Below are 18,390 nucleotides of genomic sequence, written 5' to 3'. Positions count from 1 at the left end.
TTCTTTCGTGTCTGGCTACTTTCTGCTGGTGGTTGCGTGGTTTCGGACCAGCACGCTGGCTTTGCGTGCCGCGGCGGTGGAGCGCTGCATGGGCATGAGGGCTTCTTCGGGAATGGGGCAGTACTCGTCGGTGAATGTCAGGGGTGCTAGGGGGCGTGCAGATGCCGGGTCAGGTAGCTGGCGAGCATGCGCAGGAACTCGTAGGAGCGGGTGCGTGTCTCGGTGTTGGGGTTGTTCGGGCGGATCTGCACGTCCCTGGACTTGAGGGTATTGAAAATCTTCTCCGCATGGTATCCGGGTTACGTCCCTAGAAAAGTGTGATGCCTGTGATGGCCAAGGTGAAGTGTTGGCCCATGTTGTCTTTCCCCAAGGTTTCCCGAACCGCAGCGCGGTTTTGGCGGCGTCCTTGAACCGGCGCGGGTTCACTGCTTTTTCGTTTGGTTTTGGACGGCTCCCTCGGGAAAGGCCGGGTGGGTGATCTCGACCAGGTTCCACTCAGCGCACAAGCTCATTTGCAAGGGGCTGCGGTCTTCAGCGACGGCTTCGATGACAGTGTTCCGCAGAAGACCGACCCAGCCCAGGGTGGCTTTCTTCAATGCCGTGATTTGGGTGAGGGGTGCATGACCCGGTCACCCACCGTGACCATGTCAGCGCCCTTGGCCAGGACTTGAATCTTGGCGGCGAAGGGGATGCCGGCGCGGGTGGCGAGTTTCCCCAGTCGATCTGTTCCGTGAAACGTTCTTGTCCTTGGAATATCCGTGCACCGCCAGGGGTTGTGAATGCCGGTCGCCCAGGAGGATGAAAGGTCCAATAGTGTCAGGTTCCGCGCGTTTACCTCGGGGAGCAGGTAGATGCGGGCCATCTCTTTTCAATGGTCCTCTGCCGGTCACAGGGCCCACGCCGTGGCCCGGACTGGTGTCGGCGTGCCAGGACCGGTTCCCCAGCTTCGAGGACGGGGCACAGGTCCAGGCTGCTGCGAGCAGGGCCATGATCGGGTCCCGGTACTGGCGGGCCAGTCCCGCAGGGATTCAAACCCGAGCCCCGGCCTTGGCGCGGCGGCCGTGGATGTGGCCGTGGTGCGGGGAACGGGTGGTTTGCAAGCCGGGGAAGCCCGCAATGTCTCCACCGACACAGCCGGGAGTGCGGACAGGTTTGCCATGGCTTCATGCTTGATTTACCTGTCTTCACGCTACGAGCGGCGCAGCAGCACCGATCGGTACTCAACTTCCACCTCGGACTTGTTCCTTCGGCGGGATGGATTCACGGCTGCATGCATCGCGGGTGCCACCTTCGCCGTGCCCAGCTAATAAGCACATTCGAGCGTATCCGTTTGGCCCAGGTTCTGCGGGTGGTTCCGAGCCCTTGTGCCACGATTTCCCGGAAAGTTGTGGGGTTACGGTGCGGCTCGAGCCCGAGCAGGCTTTGGAAGACTGACACGGGTGGGGTGAGGGCCGGCCATTGTGGCGAAAGGCGAACTGTCAAGGCCTGCAGATGTTCATTGCCCACGAGCCGGTGGGTGCCTCGCAAACGGGACGTGAAGTTGCTGATGGCCCTGTGCACACGCGGCAGGACAGGTTCCGTGTCACCGGTGCGTTTGGCGGCCCTTTGGGAGCGCGGCCGATGCTCGTAGCCCTTCTTCGCGAGCAGGACATACGGACCCCATCCATCCGTGTAGACAACCGCTCCAGGTGCCACGGTGTCACGAACGAAGTTGTACAAGGTCGGTCCTGACGCATCCGGGATGACCTGCATGCGGATCCGCCCGGAGCCCCGGCCTCGGACCTCAACGGCAAGAACAACATGGGCCGCCTTGGCAAGCCGGCTGCGCCCGCCGCTGCGGCCCTTTTCAACCCCGCCGACCTCGCATTCATCAACCTCGACCTCGCCCGTCAGCAGGGTGCGCTCAGGGTTGACCATGGCCCGGCGCAGCCTGTGCTGCATCGTCCATGCGCTCTCGTAGCGGCTGAGCCCGTGCAGGCGCTGCAGCTGCACCGCGGAGATCCCGGGCGTGCTGGTCGTCATCAGGTAAGCCGCCCAAAACCAGTCCTGGAGTGGAAGATGGTTCTTGTGCAGCACCGTCCCGGCCGTGAGCGAGGTTTGGCAGTGGCAGCCAGCACATTCCGAAGGAGTCCGCGTTGACAGGGGCCAGCCCCGACGCCCCTGGCACCGTGGGCAAACAGACCCCTCCGTCCAGCGGCAGGCAAAAAATGTTCCAGGAAGGACGGTTCGCCCCCGGACTTCGACTGAAACTGCCGAATCGACCGCGGAAAGTCCGGACGTGCCATGACCCGAAACTACACCTGAGCCACCCGGATACGAACAAGTACATTTATCACGAAAATGAAGAGAAGCCGCAGCGAATATGGTGCCTACAAATATTGGCACAAAAGTGATCCTTTGCCCGGAATCCGGGGGAACCCGGGGAAAGAGCCAACGCATCTACAGCTAAAACCAGGAGCGGACCCTTCATCCCTGCTGTGCTGTTGGAGGCACTCTGGCAGTACGTCGCCCCTCCTCGCAAGTTCAAGGATTATGTGCGCGTACGCTGAGAAGCAACCGACCTTGTTCGCGGCCATCGGGGCAACCATCGATTCTGCGCCTGTGAACACTTTGAGGCCCGGCCTGAACTGCAGGGCATGGTCGAACGTCGCCTTCGCCGGTGAATTGGCGGCCGGGCGCGTGCTGGTCGTGCGACGCAGCGGTCCCACAGGAGCTGCCCGCGGATTGCTTGCCAGCTCGGTCGAATGCTCCACGCCCGCCCGCCGCCCGGGCGATACCCCGAAAGTTCCGAAAAGGGCTGTCCAGCACACACCAGTCCTGGACCGCCCACACTTGCCATCTTGATAAGGAACTCTTGCTTATCAGCCGCGGCGTGCTGTAATGTGCGCGGGTCGTTCTGTGCCCCAGGCGGCTGCCTTCTCATATGTCTGTGCCGCCCGGAGAACCTTGTGGTCGGCATGCCGCGGTCCGATGATCTGCAGGCCTGCTGGGAGGCCGGCCTCTGTGAAACCGCAGGGAACGCTGACCGCGGGCTGCTGCGTCATGTTAAAGGGGTAGGTATAGGGCGTCCAGCTGGTCCAGTTCGGCGAATGCCAGCCCTCTGGGGCGTCGCGGTCCCGGGGGAAGGCAGCGATGGGAAGGGTGGGCGTCAGGAGCAAGTCGTAGGTTTCGTGGAACCGTCCCATTTTGACGCCCAAGTCCATCCTGGCGGCGGTGGCGCCGAGGAAGTCGGAGGTGCTGATTTCGCCCTGATCCTCGATGGAACGGCGCAGCCCTGGATCCACCTGACTAATCGCCTTAGGACCATAGGCTTCGAGCACCTTGGCCGCGCCGGCAAACCACAGAATATGAAAGGCCTCAACGGGATCTTGGATGCCTGGGTCCACTTCCTCGATGATGGCGCCGGCTTCGGCGAGCACCTCGGCGGCCGAACGGACCAGCCGCTCGATCTCAGGGTCGTTGGTGCCGAAGCCAAGAGTGGGTGAGAACGCGATGCGCATGCCCCGGACGCCGTCATTGAGGCCGTCGAGGAAGGAACCGGCCGGCGTCGGGAGAGCTGACCAGTCGCGAGAGTCGAAGCCCGTGATGACATCCAGCAGCAGGGCCGCGTCAGCAACTGTGCGGGTCATGGGTCCGGCGTGGGCGAGGGTTCCGAACGGGCTGGCGGGGAACATGGGAACCAAACCATAAGTGGGTTTGATGGCCACCGTCCCGGTGAATGCCGCAGGGATACGGACCGAGCCGCCCCCGTCAGTTCCCACCGACCATGGCCCCATGCCGAGTCCTACGGCTGTGGCACTGCCGCCGCTAGAGCCGCCGGATGTCAGACCCTGGGCCCTCGGGTTGCCCGTGGATCCGTAACGGAGAGAATCCGTCACACCCTTCCACGCGAACTCGGGGGTTGTCGTCTTTCCAAGCAGCACTGCACCCGTTTCCCGTAGCCTCGCTACGCACGGCGCATCCTGGTCCCACACTGAATCCGGATTGATGAGGTTGGTGCCGCGCAACGTAGGCCAGCCCCTGGTGTAAAAGATGTCTTTGATCGAAGTGGGCACGCCGTCGCCTGGCCCCAAGGGCTGGCCAATGCGCCATCGGGCTTCCGAGGCGCGGGCTTCCCGCAATGCGCTGTCGGCCTTAATGGAAACAAAGGCGTTGACCTCGTTGTTGTCCGTATCGATGGCATCCAGGGCAGCCTGGGTGGCGTCCACGGGCGAGACGGTGCCGTCCCTGTATCCTCCCAACAGCTCAACAGCCGTCAGTTCGGTTAGATCGCTCATCTGCTTATCCTCCTACTGGGGTCCGCTCCAGACCCGGGTTCGCTTGGTTGTGTTGGTCGGGGAGGGCGGTAGATCACCAAGGGGCAGGCAGTCTATCGGCTGCGTGCCCCTGTGTTTCTGGAAGCTGCCGTATTCGTATTTTCCGAGACCGATTTCCCTAAAATTAATACTCTAGGTGCGGGGGATGGACATGTACTTGAGCTCCAGGAATTCGTCCAAGCCCACGCGTCCACCTTCACGACCCAGACCCGAAGCCTTGATACCCCCGAAGGGGGCCGCGGGGTTGGATACTATGCCGGTGTTCAAGCCCACCATGCCAACTTCGAGTTCGTCGCCCACGCGGAAAGCACGGTCGAGGTCCTGGGTGAAGAGGTAGCCTGCCAGACCCCACGGGGTGTCGTTGGCCAACCGGATGACTTCCTCTTCGGTGTCAAAGGGCACGATGGGGGCCACCGGACCGAAGATTTCCTCGCTCATCAGGGCCGCATCCGGGCTGACATCGGAAAGCACCGTGGGGGAGTAGAAGTAGCCGCTGCGCTCTGGTCGGGACCCGCCGCAGACCACGGTGGCGCCCTTGGCAACGGCGTCGTCGACAAGCTCCTGGACCTTTTTTAGTGCCTTCGCCTCCACGAGTGGTCCGACATCGGTGCCAGCCAGTGCACCGTCGCCTACTGTCAACGTGCCGAGACGTTTGGCGAGCCTGCTCGAGAAGTCTGCGGCTACCGATCGCTGGACGAAGATGCGGTTGGCCGCGGTGCACGCCTCGCCCATGTTCCTCATCTTCGCGGCGAAGGCACCTTCCACGGCCCGGTCCAGGTCGGCATCCTCAAAGACTATGAGGGGAGCGTTTCCGCCCAGTTCCATGGAGGAGCGCATGACATTCTTGGCCGCCTGCTCCAGCAGCCGGACGCCAACTCCGGTGGATCCGGTGAAACTGACCTTGCGCGCGATACCGCTTTCCATCCACGCGGTAACTACTTCGGAGGCATTGGTGGTCGTGACGACGTTCAACACGCCCTTGGGCAGGCCAGCCTCGATCAGGATGTCCACCAGCGCCAGGGAGGACAGAGGCGTGAGATTGGCCGGTTTGAAGACCATGGTGCAGCCGGCGGCGATGGCCGGACCGATCTTCCTGGTGCCCATGGCCAGGGGGAAGTTCCAGGGCGTTACCAGGACGCACGGACCCACCGGTTCCTTGGAAACGAGTATGCGGTTCTTACCGTCGCCGGTGGTGGTCACGTCACCGCCGATGCGCATGGCTTCCTCGGAGAACCAACGGAAAAACTCTGCGGCATAGGCTACCTCGCCTTTGGCCTCGGCGAGGGGCTTACCCATTTCCGTGGTCATGATCATGGCCAACTCATCCTGCCTGGCCATGATCAGGTCGAAGGCGCGGCGCAGGATCTCACTGCGCATCCTGGGCGCAGTTTTTGCCCACTGCTTCTGCACCCGTCCGGCCGTTTCGATCGCCCGGCGCGCATCCTCAGGGCCGCCGTCCGCGACGGTGGCGATGACTTCCTCGGTGGCGGGGTTGATGACGTCGAACCGCGCGCCCGAAGCAGCTTCGGTCCATTCGCCGTCGACGAACAGATTGGTGCTGACCATCGCGACGGCGTCCAGCGCCTGCTGGGAGGTTCGGGAGTTCGCGGTTGCCTGAATGCTCATGAGGGATCCTTTTCTTGTGCTTGGTTCTGGGGCAGTGGCTTGCTGCCACGGCCGGAGGGTGGGTACTGCTGTGGTTTGCCAGGGTCGAGCAGTTCGGCCAGATGCAGGCTCACCCTGGAGGCATCGAGCTGCTGAACCTGCATGGCGCAGGAAAAGCCGTCGGTGAGCACCGCTGCGCCGACCTCCGCCTGGCGCAGGGCCGGCGCAAGTGCCTGTTCGGCCACTTGCATGCTGATGTCAAAATGTTCTTTTTCAAAGCCGAAGTTTCCGGCGACGCCGCAGCAGCCCGTGGCCTCGACGACGTTGGCGACACCCACCGCCTGGAGTGCCGTACGCTGGACGCCCGAGCCGAAGACGGAGTATTCGTGGCAGTGCGATTGCACCACCACCTGCTCGGGCAGGGGCCGGGCCGGGGCTGGTTTCCAGCCGGATTTCGTTAGCTCCTCAATGTGGGAGGCAAAACTGCGCACCCGGCCTGCGACCCGGCGCGCCTGCTCCGTGTGGACCAATTCGGGAAGGTCCTTGCGAAGTGCGGCGGCGCAGCTGGGTTCCACGACCACGATGGGGCGGTCCGTTCCGTCGTCAAGGGTGGCGGCGGCGTTGGCCAGGAGTTTCTTGGCAGTGTCCAGCTGCCCGGTGGAAATCCAAGTCAGTCCACAGCAGGCGTCCGCGGAGCACTCCGCGGGTGCGCCGGTTGCAGTCAGGACGCGGGCCACGGCGCCTGCCACTTTTGGCCGGAAGCCCCGGGTGAACGTGTCCACAAACAGGACCACGCCGACGCCGCTGCCTTCGTCACACCGACGCACGGGGCCGACGCCGGCCGCCGCAACTTCCCGGCGCCACTCGTTCGCCCCGGCAAAGCGCGGAAGTGCCCGCTTGGTGGTGAGGCCCCCAATCGCAGAGGCGGCCTTGGCCAGCGGTGTGGACATCGCTGCGTTGACCAACGGGGCGATCCGACCGGTGATCTTGAGCCAGCGCGGCAGCCAGCCAAGCGAAAAGTGAGAGAGCGGGCGGCGCTTTCCCTCGTAATAGTGGGAGAAGAACTCGGATTTGTAGGTGGCCATGTCAACGCCAGTAGGGCAATCGGTGGAGCACGCTTTGCACGAAAGACATAGGTCTAGTGCCTCGCGAACCTCCTCGGACTTCCAGCCTTCCTCCACCGTGCGTGCCCCGCGAACCATGTCCTGGAGCACGCGGGCACGCCCTCGCGTGGAATCCTTCTCGTCCTTGGTGGCGCGGTAGCTCGGGCACATCACGCCGCCGGCATCCGAGCGGCACCGACCCACCCCAATGCACTTTTGGAGTGCATGGACCCATGAATCTATCGCGCCGGGGGATTGCGGCGCCGCGTTTTGTTCCACCGCCGGCCCATGGGGGTGCAGGTCGAAGCTGGTCCGCCACTGCCGCTGCGGAACCCCTGCAAGGGCAAGATTGGCGTCCATCGGGTCGGGTTCCGTAAGGGACCCCGGGTTGAGGATGCCCACAGGATCCCAGGTGCGCCGGTATGAGGTGAAGGCATCCAGCATTTGCGGCGAGTACATCACCGGCAGAAGCTCGGAGCGGGCCCGCCCGTCGCCATGCTCACCGGAGAGTGAGCCGCCGTGATGGACGACGAGCTCTGCGGCCTCCCTGGTGAAACGGCGGAAGACGGCGCGGCCGGCGTCGGTACGCAAATCGTACGTGATGCGGATGTGCATGCACCCGGCCCCAAAGTGGCCATACATGACACCCTTGAGACTGTGGCGGGCCAGAAGCTCGCGAAAGTCGGCGAGGTAGTCGGCCAGCCGCGCGGGCGCGACGGCGGAGTCCTCCCAGCCGGGCCAGGATTCGCCTCCTGTGGAGAGCCTTGCGGAGAGTCCGGCGCCGTCTTCGCGGACGCGCCAGAGGGACACCTGTTCCGCCGTGTCGGGAACGGTGCGCCCGTCCACCAGCCGGCCATTGTCCCTCAGGCGTGCAAGCATCCGTTCTGCGGCCTCATGGACTTCGGTTGGGTTGTCCCCGTCGAGATCGACATACAGCCAGGCCTTGCCCTCCGGCAGGCCCATCACGGACGCGTCGCCGCGGCGGAACTTCATGGTGTCCACAATGGCCTCGTCCATGCCTTCCACAGCAGCCGGCGAAAACTCCAGAATGGTCTCGATGTCCCGGGCGGCCTCCACCACGTCCGCATAGCCCAGACACACCAGCAGCGCACTGGCTGGTTTGGGTACGAGCTTCATTCGTGCGCCCACGATGATGGCGCAGGTCCCCTCGGAACCCGCCAGGGCGCGGGCCACATTGAAGCGGCGTTCCGGTAGCAGGTGGGCCAAATGGTAGCCCGAGACCTGCCTCTGGATCTGCTCGAGTTCGGTGCGAAACTCGAGCAGATGGGCGTGCGCGAGGTTCTTAAGTGCGGTGGTCAGGGCCGCTGCGCGCGCCACCGACCCCGTGTCTCCGGGATCGGTGGCGACCAGCCCTGTAGCAGTCGCGGTAAGCCGGGCTCCGTCGGAAGTGACGACGTCGATTTCCGCCACATGGTCGGAGGTGCGCCCATATCGGACCGAATGATTCCCGCAGGCGTCGTTGCCCAGTGAGCCGCCGATGGTGGCGCGGCTTTTGGAGGACGGGTCAGGGGCGAACGTGTGGCGGCCACTGGTAGCCTGCTCCACGGTGCGCGAGAGCGCGGCAAGCACGACGCCAGGGTCCACGGATGCGGTTCCGGCCACCTCGTCGATACCGTGGATATTGTTCATGTGGCGGGAGAAATCCAGGACGACGCCGGGCCCCACGGCATTTCCGGCCATGGAGGTCCCGCCGCCGCGGCTGATCAGTGGTGTCGCGGTTTCACGGCAGGCCGAAACAGCAGCCACGACATCCTCAACAGTTCGTGGGAACACCACGGCCAGCGGTGGCACCCGGTAGTTGGAGGCGTCGTAGGAGTATTCAGCCAAGCGGCGGGGGGAACTGTCCACGGACACCCCGGCCGCCGCCAGCCGTGCCAGGACAGCCGGCTCAGCCGCCGCCCCGGGCCCGGGAAGGCCAGCGGTGTCCAGTGCCGGGCCTGATCCTGTCAGGGAATGAACGGCGTCAGTCATGGGAAGGATCAGACCCCTGCCGCAGCCGGAACAGCGCCGACGACGGCCCCCACAGCGGCCTCGAAGCGGTCCAGACCGGTCGAGATTTCCTCGGCTGTGACGACCAGCGCAGGGATCAGCCGGACCACGTTGCCGGACGGACCGCAGGTCAGGGTCAGCAGGCCCTGCTCCGTCGTAGCCTGCTGGACGGCGCCGGCAGTTGCGGCGTCAGGGCTGCCGTCCGCTGCCGTGAATTCGATGCCCACCATCAAGCCGTGGCCGCGGACATCGCCGATCACTGGGAAGCGCGACTGGATTTCTTTCAGGCCCGCCTGCAGCTGCTCGCCGCGAATACGGGAGTTCTCCACGAGACCTTCCTCCTTGACCACGTCCAGCGTGGCGACTCCGGCGGCGGCGGAGACGGCGTTGCCCCCGTAGGTTCCGCCCTGGGACCCCGGCCATCCCTTGGACATGGTCGCGGTGGAGGCGGCAATGGCCGAGATCGGGAAGCCGGAAGCGATGCCCTTGGCCGTAATGATGATGTCCGGCGTCGCGGTTGAGAACTGATGGCCCCAGAACTTGCCCATACGCCCCACGCCGGCTTGCACCTCGTCGAAAATGAGCTGAATTCCGTAGCGGTCTGCGCGTTCACGAAGCCCTTCGAGGAAGGCAGGAGGGGTGGGAATGTAGCCGCCGTCGCCAAGGGCCGGCTCGATCAGGAACGCGGCGGTGTCATTGGGGGCGGTCCGGGTCTGGAGCAGGTAGTCGAGTTCCTGCAGGGCGAAGGCGACTGTTGTGGGCTCGTCCCAGCCATATCGGTAGGCGTAGGGGAAGGCGGACATGTGGACGCCGGCCATCAGCGGGGCGAAGCCGGCCGAGAAGCGGGTGCCAGCTGTGGTCAGCGACGCTGCGGCAACGGTGCGTCCGTGGAAGCCACCCTGGAAAACGACAATGTTCGGGCGGCCGGTGGCCATGCGCGCGAGGCGGATGGCGGCCTCAACGGCCTCGGAACCGGAGTTTGCGTAAAACACCGAGTCCAGCCCTTCCGGGAGGACCTTCCCGAGCTTCTCCGTCAGTGCCAGCAGCGGCTTGTGCATCACGGTGGTGTACTGCGCATGGATGATCTTGCCCACCTGCTCACGGGCCGCTTCCACCACTCGCGGGTGGCAATGGCCCGTACTGGTGACGCCAATTCCGGTGGTGAAGTCAAGGTAGGCCTTGCCGTCGGTGGCGTAGATCCAGCTGCCGAGTGCACGGTCAACCACAAGGGGAGTTGCTTGCTTAAGGAGGGGGCTAAGTGAAGTCATGACACGATTCTTCCCAAAGATTGAATGATTGTCAACAATAGGCAAAGCACTTAGAATGGAGGAGTGAACAAATCAAACGAGATGCCGGCTACAGCGAAGCGGCCCAAGGTTGTTATTCTTACGTCCCCGGACGTGGCCCCTCCCTACAATCTTGACGCCCTTGGGGGGCAGGCTGAGCTCGTGATAACGGACGCGGCCGGCCTGTCCGATGCCATTCCCGGCGCCCAGGTCTTGTTTCTGTGGGATTTTTTTTCAACGGCGTTGCGCGAGGCGTGGGATCACGCCGATTCATTGCGCTGGGTGCATGTTGCGGCCGCTGGCGTAGACAGCCTGCTCTTCGATGAACTGCGCCAGTCTGGTGTGCTGGTCACCAATGCGCATGGAGCATTCGACGGACCCATCGCGGAATTTGTCCTGGCCTCGATCCTCGCCCACGACAAGCAGATTCATGTCAGCAAGTACCTTCAACGGCAGAACGTATGGAAACACCGTGAGGTGCAGCGCACGGCTGGGCAGAACGCCCTCGTCGTTGGCACTGGGGGGATAGGCAGGGCGACGGCGAGGCTGCTGAAGGCCGTCGGCATGGACGTGCTCGGAGTGGGCCGGACCGTACGGGAGGAAGATCCCGACTTCAACAAAGTGGTGTCCAGCTCCGAGTTGGCAGCGTATGCCGGCTGGGCGGACCATTTGGTGCTCATCGCGCCATTGACGGAAGACACTCGTGGAATTCTCAGCGCGGAGGTGCTTGCACGCATGAAACCCACCGCGCATATTGTCAACGTGGGGCGCGGCGCACTTGTGGACGAGAAAGCGCTATTCCAAGCGCTTCACGAAGGGCAGGTTGCCGCAGCCTCGCTCGATGTTTTCAACGAGGAACCTTTGCCCGCCGACCACCCGTTTTGGAGCATGGGAAATGTCCATGTTTCCGCACATATGTCAGGTGATGTGGTGGGATGGCGAGACACCCTGGCAGGGCAGTTTGAAACGAACCTGGGCCTGTGGTTGTCAAGTGGGACTCTCATCAACAAGGTGGACAAGAAACTCGGCTACGTCACTACCGGCTAGTATGCAGAATTACAGGGAAAATTCAGGCCGCTCTCTTCCCGGATTCGGCGCCTGACAGCAGCTTGCCAGCTACCGCGCCGATGCCATCAACCAGGGCCCAGGAGGATGCATGTGGTCAGCGGGGACACACGCGGTGCAGCACGTGCAAGGGTTGTCGCCTGCCAGGAGGATGGGACCGCTGTAGCCCGTTTTTTGCCACCTTCATGGGACCACCTGTTTAGCCAGTCATGGGACCGTCCGGCGTGTTGCGCCGGGGAGTTCTTCGCTTCCTTGTTTGATCATCGCGTCAGTGTTCTCGGCGTGGAGGCCAACGGGGATGGTTTTCAGGGAGGTCAGCGTGGTTGAGATTCGGGAAGTTTTACGGGCGTGGCTGGAGGGTGCGGGGTTCCGCACAGTGGGCGAGCGGGCCGGGGTGGATAGGAAAACGGCACGCCGCTATGTGCAGGCTGCGGAGGCGGCGGGCCTGGTACGCGACGCCGGGCCCGACGCGGTCACTGACGAGCTCGTCGGGGCCGTGGTCGCCGCGGTCCGCCCGTCACGGCCGAACGGGCACGGGCCGGCGTGGGAGGCGCTGGCCGGGCATGAGGAGCAGATCCGGGCCTGGGTGACCGGGACGGGGATGGGGAAGGCGGGCCGGTCACTGACCCTGGTGAAGGTCCATGAACTTCTGGCCCGCCAGGGCTGCCAGGTGCCGTACCGGACGCTGCACCGTTTCGCGACGGAGCGGTGCGGGTACCGGGTCAAAACGACGACGGTGCGCGTCGCCGACGGCGAGCCCGGGATGGAGTGCCAGATCGACTTCGCCTACATGGGCACCATCACCGACGCCGAGACGGGCCGGGACCGGAAGGTGCACGCGCTGACCTACACGCAGACCCTGGCGGCGGTGATTGCCGGGTGCGAGATGGCGTGGGCGTTCTTTGGCGGTGTCTTCAAGGTCCTGATTCCCGACAACATGAAGCCGGTGGTGACGGCCGCGGAGCCGGTGAACCCGCGATTTTCCACGGGCTGGCTGGACTACGCCGCCCATGCCGGGTTCGCCACCGACGCCGCCCGTGTCAGGACGCCGACGGATTATTTCGAGGAATCCGTTATCCCGAGTCGTCGCCATCATCCCTTTGCGCCGCCGGGTTTTGCGAGGTCTTACTCGGGATAACAACCCGGGACTACTCTGAGTCACCCCTGTTCGTTTTCTCATGGAGGTGAGGAAGAAATGAAGGTCCACATTGGCGAGTTGATCGCGAAAGCTGACACCGAGGTCCTCAAGCTCAATCATGCGCCGTCGACGCTGATGCAGTATCGGTGGGCGTGGCACCGGTTCGAGGTGTTCTGCACCGAAGAAGGCATTACCGAGCTCACGGGCGACGCGTTGGTGTTGTATGTGCAGTTTCTGGCCACGGCGCTTCGCGAGGGCCGGTTCAAGGAGTGGAAATACAAGCTCTTGCGTAAGACGGCACTTGTGTTGTCAGAGGTCAATGAAACTGGCACGTATCAGTGGAAGCTTTCAAAGCATGCCGGACCGAATGATGTGCTTGATCAAGTGTTTCGCCCGGTCCAGGAGCACTTCGAAGGATGGCTGACCCAGCAAGGCCTTGCCCAGGCGACACAAGACCTGTATGCAACGGTTGGCCGCCGAACGCTGGCGTCGTGGCAAGGACGGAAAATCCCAGGCCCTGCTGCTTTGACTGGCCCAGATGTGGCTGCCGCGTTGGTATCGCTGGGCGATAGTTACCAGCCCGGCAGCATGAGGACGGTGCTCTCCGCTGTTCGGGTGTTGTGCCGATTTCTCGAAGAATCCCAAGGCTGCTCGGGCCTGGTCCGGGCCGTTCCGCGGATCGTTTCACGGCGTGTGAGGCACGTTTCCGTATTGCCCACTGAGACGATTGATGTGCTGACGAACTCGCCTGACCCTAGCAAGGTCGTCGGGCGGCGTGATCGGGCGATGCTGCTGCTGGGTGCCCGTACCGGGTTGCGCCCCGTCGACATTGTTGCCCTGCGACTGCAGGACATCGACTGGCGGCAAGGACACATCACCTTGGCGCAGCATAAGACCGGTGCGGTGTTGGCGCTGCCGTTGTTGGCGGATGTCGGCGAGGCCATCGCCGACTACCTGCTGCACGACAGGGCGACCGGGGCCAACGATGAGCATGTGTTCCTTCGTGCACAGGCCCCGTACATTGCCCTCGCATCGTCTGGCAGCTTGTATGAAGTGGCGGCCCGGGCCTTTGCCACGGCAGGAGTCGCTGACCAGCCCCATAGGGGGCGCGGTTTTCGGGTGTTGAGGGCATCCTTGGCGACCAGGATGCTCGAAGGCGACACGCCGTTGCCCGTGATCTCCGGGGCCCTCGGCCACCGGGGCATTTCCTCGGCCAAGCATTACCTCAGCGCCGATGATGAACGCATGCGCGAATGCTGTCTTGATTTCGTGGGGATCGAACCGGGCCGGACACTGTCATGAACCGCTTTGCCAGTGGCTTGGCCCCTCATATCCAGGGCTTGTTGGAAGTCAAGCATGCGCTGGGGTTGCCCTATGAAGAATCCGGGCGGCATCTGCGCAAATTCGATGCGATGTGTGCGCGGGACTTTCCTAGGCAAGGCACTCTGACCCGCGAGATGGCGATGGCCTGGGTGGTGGGCCGGCCCGGGGAACACGTCAACGGCCAGATACGACGGATCACCCCCATCCGGCAGCTCGCCAAGCACATGGCCTCGATGGGAGCCGCTGCCTACGTCATCCCGGCCGGCATTCCCGGGCCGCACGTTCACTACCGGCCGCATATTTTCTCCCACCAAGAGTTGCGGGCACTTTTCGATGCCGCCGACGCGATCAACGCTTCGCCGTTTGGTGGCCAACGGCAACTGATCATTCCAGTAATGTTCCGGATGATCTATTGCCTGGGCCTGCGACCCGGCGAGGCAAGGAAGCTTCACCGCAACGATGTCGACCTTGCCCGGGGTTCGGTGCTGATCCGCGAGTCCAAGGGACACAAGGACCGGATGGTGTTCCTCTCCCCGGACCTGCAGGAGTACTGCCGCCACTATGAGGCCGCGATCAGCACCTTCCACCCGGGCCGGATACCGTTCTTCCCCAACCATCACGGTGTTTTTTACAGCAAGGGCACACCGGACTACTGGTTCCGTGAGCTTCTGACCACTGTTGGTCCGCTCATCACGGCCGGTCCTGGTTCGCCTCCGCGCATCTATGACCTGCGGCATGCGCATGTGATCGAAGTGATCAACCGGTGGGTGCGTGCCGGACGGAGCCCAGAAGCGCTCGTCGCCTATTTGAGCCTGCATCTGGGCCACAGCAACACCGAAGACACCTGGTATTACTTTCACCTGGCGGCCGACTTCCACCCCGAGCTGCGCGGCATCGCCAACACCACCATTGAAACCCTGTTCCCAGAGGCACACCATGAAATCCGGTGAATTCTTCACCCTGGTCCGGACCTGGCTGACCAGCTATCTGCCACGATCCCGACGGCTCAGCCCACACACGATCCGCTCCTACAAGACGGCTTTGAACACCTTGTTGGAGTTTCTTGCCGAAACCCGGCATTTGACACTGGAGCAGGTCGGCTTCGATGCGGTCACCTACAAGAGCATGTCGGAATTCATCGCCTGGCTCATGGATACCCGGCACCTGAGCGCCACCACGGCCAATCAACGCCTGGCCGCCATCAAGTCCTTCCTCTCCTACTGCGCCGGGGAAGAACCGTCACTCGTCGCTGTCTGGCTGGACGTCAAAAGGGTCCGCCCAGCACGAACGCCGGAGCATGCGCCGGATGCGTTGAGCATGGCCGCCGTGGACGCGCTGATCCGAGCGCCCGGGCAACAAACCCTGCAAGGGCTTCGCGATACCACCATGATCCTGTTGCTCTTCGACGCCGCAGCGCGCATTCAGGAAGTCCTGGACCTCACCCTCGCCGACGTGAACACCACGCCGGGAAGCGGACAGGTCACACTCACCGGAAAAGGGCGAAAAACACGCACGCTTCCCCTCATGGACAAAACCGGCCGCCACCTCGAACAGTATCTGGACATATTCCACCCCGGCACCCGTGACCCCGGAACACTGCTCTTCTTTACCATCCGGACAAGCCGGCACCAGCCGATGAGCCAGGACAACGTCGCCTACCTGCTCAACAAGCACGCCGCCATCGCGCGGAATCAATGCCCCGAGATTCCGGAACGGATTCATGCCCACCAGCTCAGGCACTCCCGCGCCATGCAGATGCTCCGCGCCGGCGTGCCCCTGCCCCACATCAAGGAATTCCTGGGTCATGCGAACATTGCCACCACCAGCATCTACGCCTCGGCAGACAACCAGATGGTGCGTGAAGCCATCCAAAAAGCATCCGGCACCACTCCAGACCTCGCACCCCTCTGGAAAGGAGACGACGACCTGATCCTCCGCCTCGCCGGACTCAAATAGTTATCCCGAGGAATAACCACCCGAGGCCGCGCCCACACAAGCATCACGGCGACGACTCGGGATAACGGATTCCTCGGAATAATCCATCTTATCCCGAATTCGGGATAAGACGGACAAACCCCGCGTGGAGCGGGTGGTGCAGTATGTGCGCGGGAACTTCTTCGCCGGGGAGGTCTTCGCCGATCTGGAGGATGCCCAGGCCCGGGCCGTGTTCTGGTGCCAGGAAAAGGCCGGGATGCGTATTCATGGCACGACCCAGGCGCGCCCGGCGGAGGTCTTCACCGCCGAGGAAGCCCCGGCCTTGCTGCCGGCCCCGGCAGACTATGACGTGCCCTTGTTCAAGGAAGCGAAGGTCCACCGTGACCACCACATCGAGATCGGCAAGGCCCTGTACTCGGTGCCCGGGGACTACATCGGCTCCCAGGTCGACGTGCGCGCCGACAGCGAGCTGGTGAAGATCTACCACCGCGGGCAGCTGATCAAGACCCATCCGCGGATGCGGCCCGGGACCCGCTCCACCGATCCGTCCGACCTGCCCGAGCACAAGAGCGCCTACGCGTTGCGGGACATCACCCACCTGATCGGCCTCTGCGCAGGGCACGGGGAAAACATCGGCATCTACGCCGAACGGATCCTCGATGACCCGCTGCCCTGGACGAGGATGCGCGCCGTCTACCGGCTCATTGGCCTCGTGCGCCAGTACGGGCCGGCCGCGGTGGAGGCAGCGTGCGCCAAGGCCCTGGACCTGGACGTCGTCGCCGTGGGCAAGATCGACTCGATGCTGGCCAAGGCCGTCGAGAACATCCCGGCCCTGATGCCGGTCGCCGTCGCGGCCGGGACGGCGCGCTTCGCCCGCGACCCGTCCGAATACGCCGCGGCCGGGCCCTCGGCGGCGGGACGTTCTGCCGGCGCGGGGACCACCCTGGCCAGCCGCGGGACCGGCGGCGCTGCCAGTGCTGGGACCGGCGTGGCCAACGCTGGGACCGCTATTGCCACCACGCGGACCGGGCTGGCCAATGAGGGGACCGGTGCCGCCGCCAGTTCAGGGACCGCCGGGACAGTCGGGGTCGGCGCCGGCCCCCGGTACGGCCGCGGCGTGCAGCTGCACCTGGTCTTCTCCCACCCCGACACACCAGAAAACACGCTACAGCCGGAAGCGCGGGAGGATGCACGATGAACCAGCCCAGCACCACGACCATACCGGCGGGGCCGGTGGACCCGGTCAGCACGGACCTCTCACGGATCCTGCGGGCCCTGAAACTCTCCGGGCTCAAGGACACCCTGCCCGAACGCCTCGTGCTCGCCCGCCAGCAAAAGATGGGCCACGCGGCGTTCCTGGAACTCCTGCTCGCCGATGAACTCTCCCGCCGCGACTCCCGCTCCGCAACCCTGCGCGCCGCCCGGGCCGGACTGGACGCATCCATGCGCCTGGAAAGCTGGGACGACGCCGCGGACCTGAGCTACGACCGGATGCTCCTCTCGGACCTGTCGACCCTGGCCTTCGCCGAGGCCGGGCACTCCGTGCTCCTGCTCGGCCCGGTTGGGGTCGGCAAAACCCACCTCGCCACCGCCCTGGGCCACGCCGGGATCCGGCGGCGGATGAGCGTGCACTTCACCCGCGCCGACAAGCTCTTCACCCGGCTGCGGGCCGCCCGCCTGGACAACAGCCTTGAGGCCGAAATGCGACGCATCGCCACCGTGGACATGCTCATCGTGGACGACTTTGCCATCAAGCCACTGGACACGACCGAGACGAACGACTTCTACGAAATCGTCGTTGAACGCCACCGTCGCAAATCCACCATCATCAGCTCCAACCGCGAACCCGCCGAATGGATGGCCATGACCGCCGACACCCTGCTGGCCCAATCAGCCATCGACAGGCTCACCCAAGGCGCCCACACCCTCGTCATCGAAGGCCCCTCATGGCGCCAACGCAACACCGGAAACCAGCGCCCCAACCTTGACGAAAACAAGGAGACCCGCAATGCTAAATAACACTAACGAGTGGTCCCATACTCGTGGCAAAGCGGTGGTCCCATCCCGCTGGCAAGCGACAAGGGTCGGCCATCCCGCCGAGTTCACGGTGGAGATGATTCAGCCCACGGGCCCAGACGTCAACGTTCCATCGGGGCTGGCGGCCAGTGTCCAGACGAGGGTCGATCCATTATCAGTGCGCGAAAAGCTGCCCTGGGCAGGAACTGAAAATCCAGGTCACGGGCGAACGGTGCCAGCCGCCGCTGGCCGCCCACGACTTTTGGCCACTGGCTTCGAGGCTGTTCATCCGGGTTATTGCGGCGTGGCGCCACGAGGGATGGTGCGTTTCTTCATTGGGTATTTAATCAGCCTACCAACAGCCTGAAGGGCGAACTTGAGTTGATTGATGCACCTATGATCCTGAAAATGCCGGGGACCTAAGGCGGCAGGGGGGCCACTAGTATTCCGGAAGTGGGCGGCCGATGGAGGTCGCTGCAAGGAATACATCGCAAGGATTTCGGCGGCTGTTCTATTTCTTCAGGGAGTCCGAGATCTGGTTCATGACGGTGTTGTCGGCGAGGGTGGAGGAGTCGCCGGCTTCGCGGCCCTCA

14 protein-coding genes are annotated in these 18,390 nt (G+C 63.8%); 7 read left to right on the top strand and 7 right to left on the bottom strand.

Features of this window, described 5'->3' with window-relative positions; translation table 11 throughout:
* Positions 1-422: 422 nt before the first annotated feature.
* The 7 genes from G6035_RS18025 to G6035_RS17995 form a co-directional block, all read right to left on the bottom strand.
* Positions 423-596 carry a hypothetical protein gene (locus G6035_RS18025; RefSeq protein ID WP_176618485.1) on the bottom strand — a complete coding sequence of 58 codons (174 nt, stop codon included), beginning with the start codon at positions 594-596 and terminating at the stop codon, positions 423-425.
* A complete protein-coding gene (locus tag G6035_RS18020; protein ID WP_176618484.1) occupies positions 593-862 on the bottom strand; it encodes a hypothetical protein in 270 nt (89 codons plus the stop codon). The genes G6035_RS18025 and G6035_RS18020 overlap by 4 nt, the downstream gene beginning before the upstream one ends.
* 398 nt (positions 863-1,260) lie before the next feature.
* Positions 1,261-2,022, bottom strand: a complete 762-nt coding sequence (locus G6035_RS18015) for an IS1595 family transposase (protein ID WP_256128100.1) — start codon at positions 2,020-2,022, stop codon at positions 1,261-1,263.
* Positions 2,023-2,861: 839 nt separating this feature from the next.
* A complete protein-coding gene (locus tag G6035_RS18010) occupies positions 2,862-4,277 on the bottom strand; it encodes an amidase (protein WP_176618483.1) in 1,416 nt (471 codons plus the stop codon).
* A 171-nt stretch (positions 4,278-4,448) separates the two neighbouring features.
* Complete coding sequence (locus G6035_RS18005) at positions 4,449-5,942, bottom strand: NAD-dependent succinate-semialdehyde dehydrogenase (RefSeq protein ID WP_176618482.1); 1,494 nt, start codon at positions 5,940-5,942, stop codon at positions 4,449-4,451.
* On the bottom strand, positions 5,939-9,016 hold the full coding sequence (locus tag G6035_RS18000; protein ID WP_176618481.1) for an FAD-binding and (Fe-S)-binding domain-containing protein: 3,078 nt from the start codon (positions 9,014-9,016) through the stop codon (positions 5,939-5,941). Before G6035_RS18000 ends, G6035_RS18005 begins: the two co-directional genes overlap by 4 nt.
* Positions 9,017-9,024: 8 nt before the next feature.
* Positions 9,025-10,302 carry an aspartate aminotransferase family protein gene (locus tag G6035_RS17995; protein WP_176618480.1) on the bottom strand — a complete coding sequence of 426 codons (1,278 nt, stop codon included), beginning with the start codon at positions 10,300-10,302 and terminating at the stop codon, positions 9,025-9,027.
* Between the two features lie 81 nt (positions 10,303-10,383).
* On the opposite strand from G6035_RS17995, the gene G6035_RS17990 reads away from it, so the two are divergent.
* From G6035_RS17990 to istB, 7 genes are all read left to right on the top strand, one after another.
* Complete coding sequence (locus G6035_RS17990) at positions 10,384-11,367, top strand: D-2-hydroxyacid dehydrogenase (RefSeq protein ID WP_176618486.1); 984 nt, start codon at positions 10,384-10,386, stop codon at positions 11,365-11,367.
* 337 nt (positions 11,368-11,704) lie between these two features.
* Complete coding sequence (locus G6035_RS17985; protein WP_256128099.1) at positions 11,705-12,523, top strand: hypothetical protein; 819 nt, start codon at positions 11,705-11,707, stop codon at positions 12,521-12,523.
* A 57-nt stretch (positions 12,524-12,580) separates the two neighbouring features.
* Positions 12,581-13,825 (top strand): tyrosine-type recombinase/integrase, encoded by a 1,245-nt coding sequence (locus G6035_RS17980; RefSeq protein ID WP_176618479.1) that lies wholly within the window; start codon positions 12,581-12,583, stop codon positions 13,823-13,825.
* Positions 13,822-14,796, top strand: coding sequence for a tyrosine-type recombinase/integrase (locus G6035_RS17975; RefSeq protein ID WP_176618478.1), 975 nt, complete (start codon positions 13,822-13,824; stop codon positions 14,794-14,796). Before G6035_RS17980 ends, G6035_RS17975 begins: the two co-directional genes overlap by 4 nt.
* A complete protein-coding gene (locus G6035_RS17970; RefSeq protein WP_176618477.1) occupies positions 14,783-15,802 on the top strand; it encodes a tyrosine-type recombinase/integrase in 1,020 nt (339 codons plus the stop codon). The genes G6035_RS17975 and G6035_RS17970 overlap by 14 nt, the downstream gene beginning before the upstream one ends.
* 124 nt (positions 15,803-15,926) lie before the next feature.
* Entirely contained in the window at positions 15,927-16,979 is a 1,053-nt protein-coding gene (locus tag G6035_RS17965) for a hypothetical protein (protein ID WP_176618476.1), read from the top strand.
* Positions 16,976-17,800, top strand: a complete 825-nt coding sequence (istB, locus tag G6035_RS17960; protein WP_176618475.1) for an IS21-like element helper ATPase IstB — start codon at positions 16,976-16,978, stop codon at positions 17,798-17,800. Before G6035_RS17965 ends, istB begins: the two co-directional genes overlap by 4 nt.
* The last annotated feature ends 590 nt before the right edge of the window (positions 17,801-18,390 follow it).

It is taken from the genome of Arthrobacter sp. SDTb3-6 (genome assembly GCF_013376095.1).
In the GTDB taxonomy this organism is placed as follows: Bacteria; Actinomycetota; Actinomycetes; order Actinomycetales; family Micrococcaceae; genus Specibacter.
The sequence above is the reverse complement of the archived record's forward strand: the minus strand, read 5'-3'. Positions and strand labels throughout refer to the sequence as shown.

Excerpts from the sequence above, each read along its gene's own strand:
- G6035_RS17970 (WP_176618477.1), top strand. The coding sequence starts at position 14,783 with ATGAAATCCGGTGAATTCTTCACCCTGGTCCGGACCTGGCTGACCAGC.
- G6035_RS18000 (WP_176618481.1), bottom strand. The coding sequence starts at position 9,016 with ATGACTGACGCCGTTCATTCCCTGACAGGATCAGGCCCGGCACTGGAC.
- G6035_RS17990 (WP_176618486.1), top strand. The coding sequence starts at position 10,384 with ATGCCGGCTACAGCGAAGCGGCCCAAGGTTGTTATTCTTACGTCCCCG.
- G6035_RS18020 (WP_176618484.1), bottom strand. The coding sequence starts at position 862 with ATGGCCCGCATCTACCTGCTCCCCGAGGTAAACGCGCGGAACCTGACA.
- G6035_RS17995 (WP_176618480.1), bottom strand. The coding sequence starts at position 10,302 with ATGACTTCACTTAGCCCCCTCCTTAAGCAAGCAACTCCCCTTGTGGTT.
- G6035_RS17975 (WP_176618478.1), top strand. The coding sequence starts at position 13,822 with ATGAACCGCTTTGCCAGTGGCTTGGCCCCTCATATCCAGGGCTTGTTG.
- G6035_RS18015 (WP_256128100.1), bottom strand. The coding sequence starts at position 2,022 with ATGACGACCAGCACGCCCGGGATCTCCGCGGTGCAGCTGCAGCGCCTG.
- G6035_RS18005 (WP_176618482.1), bottom strand. The coding sequence starts at position 5,942 with ATGAGCATTCAGGCAACCGCGAACTCCCGAACCTCCCAGCAGGCGCTG.
- G6035_RS17980 (WP_176618479.1), top strand. The coding sequence starts at position 12,581 with ATGAAGGTCCACATTGGCGAGTTGATCGCGAAAGCTGACACCGAGGTC.
- istB (WP_176618475.1), top strand. The coding sequence starts at position 16,976 with ATGAACCAGCCCAGCACCACGACCATACCGGCGGGGCCGGTGGACCCG.
- G6035_RS18010 (WP_176618483.1), bottom strand. The coding sequence starts at position 4,277 with ATGAGCGATCTAACCGAACTGACGGCTGTTGAGCTGTTGGGAGGATAC.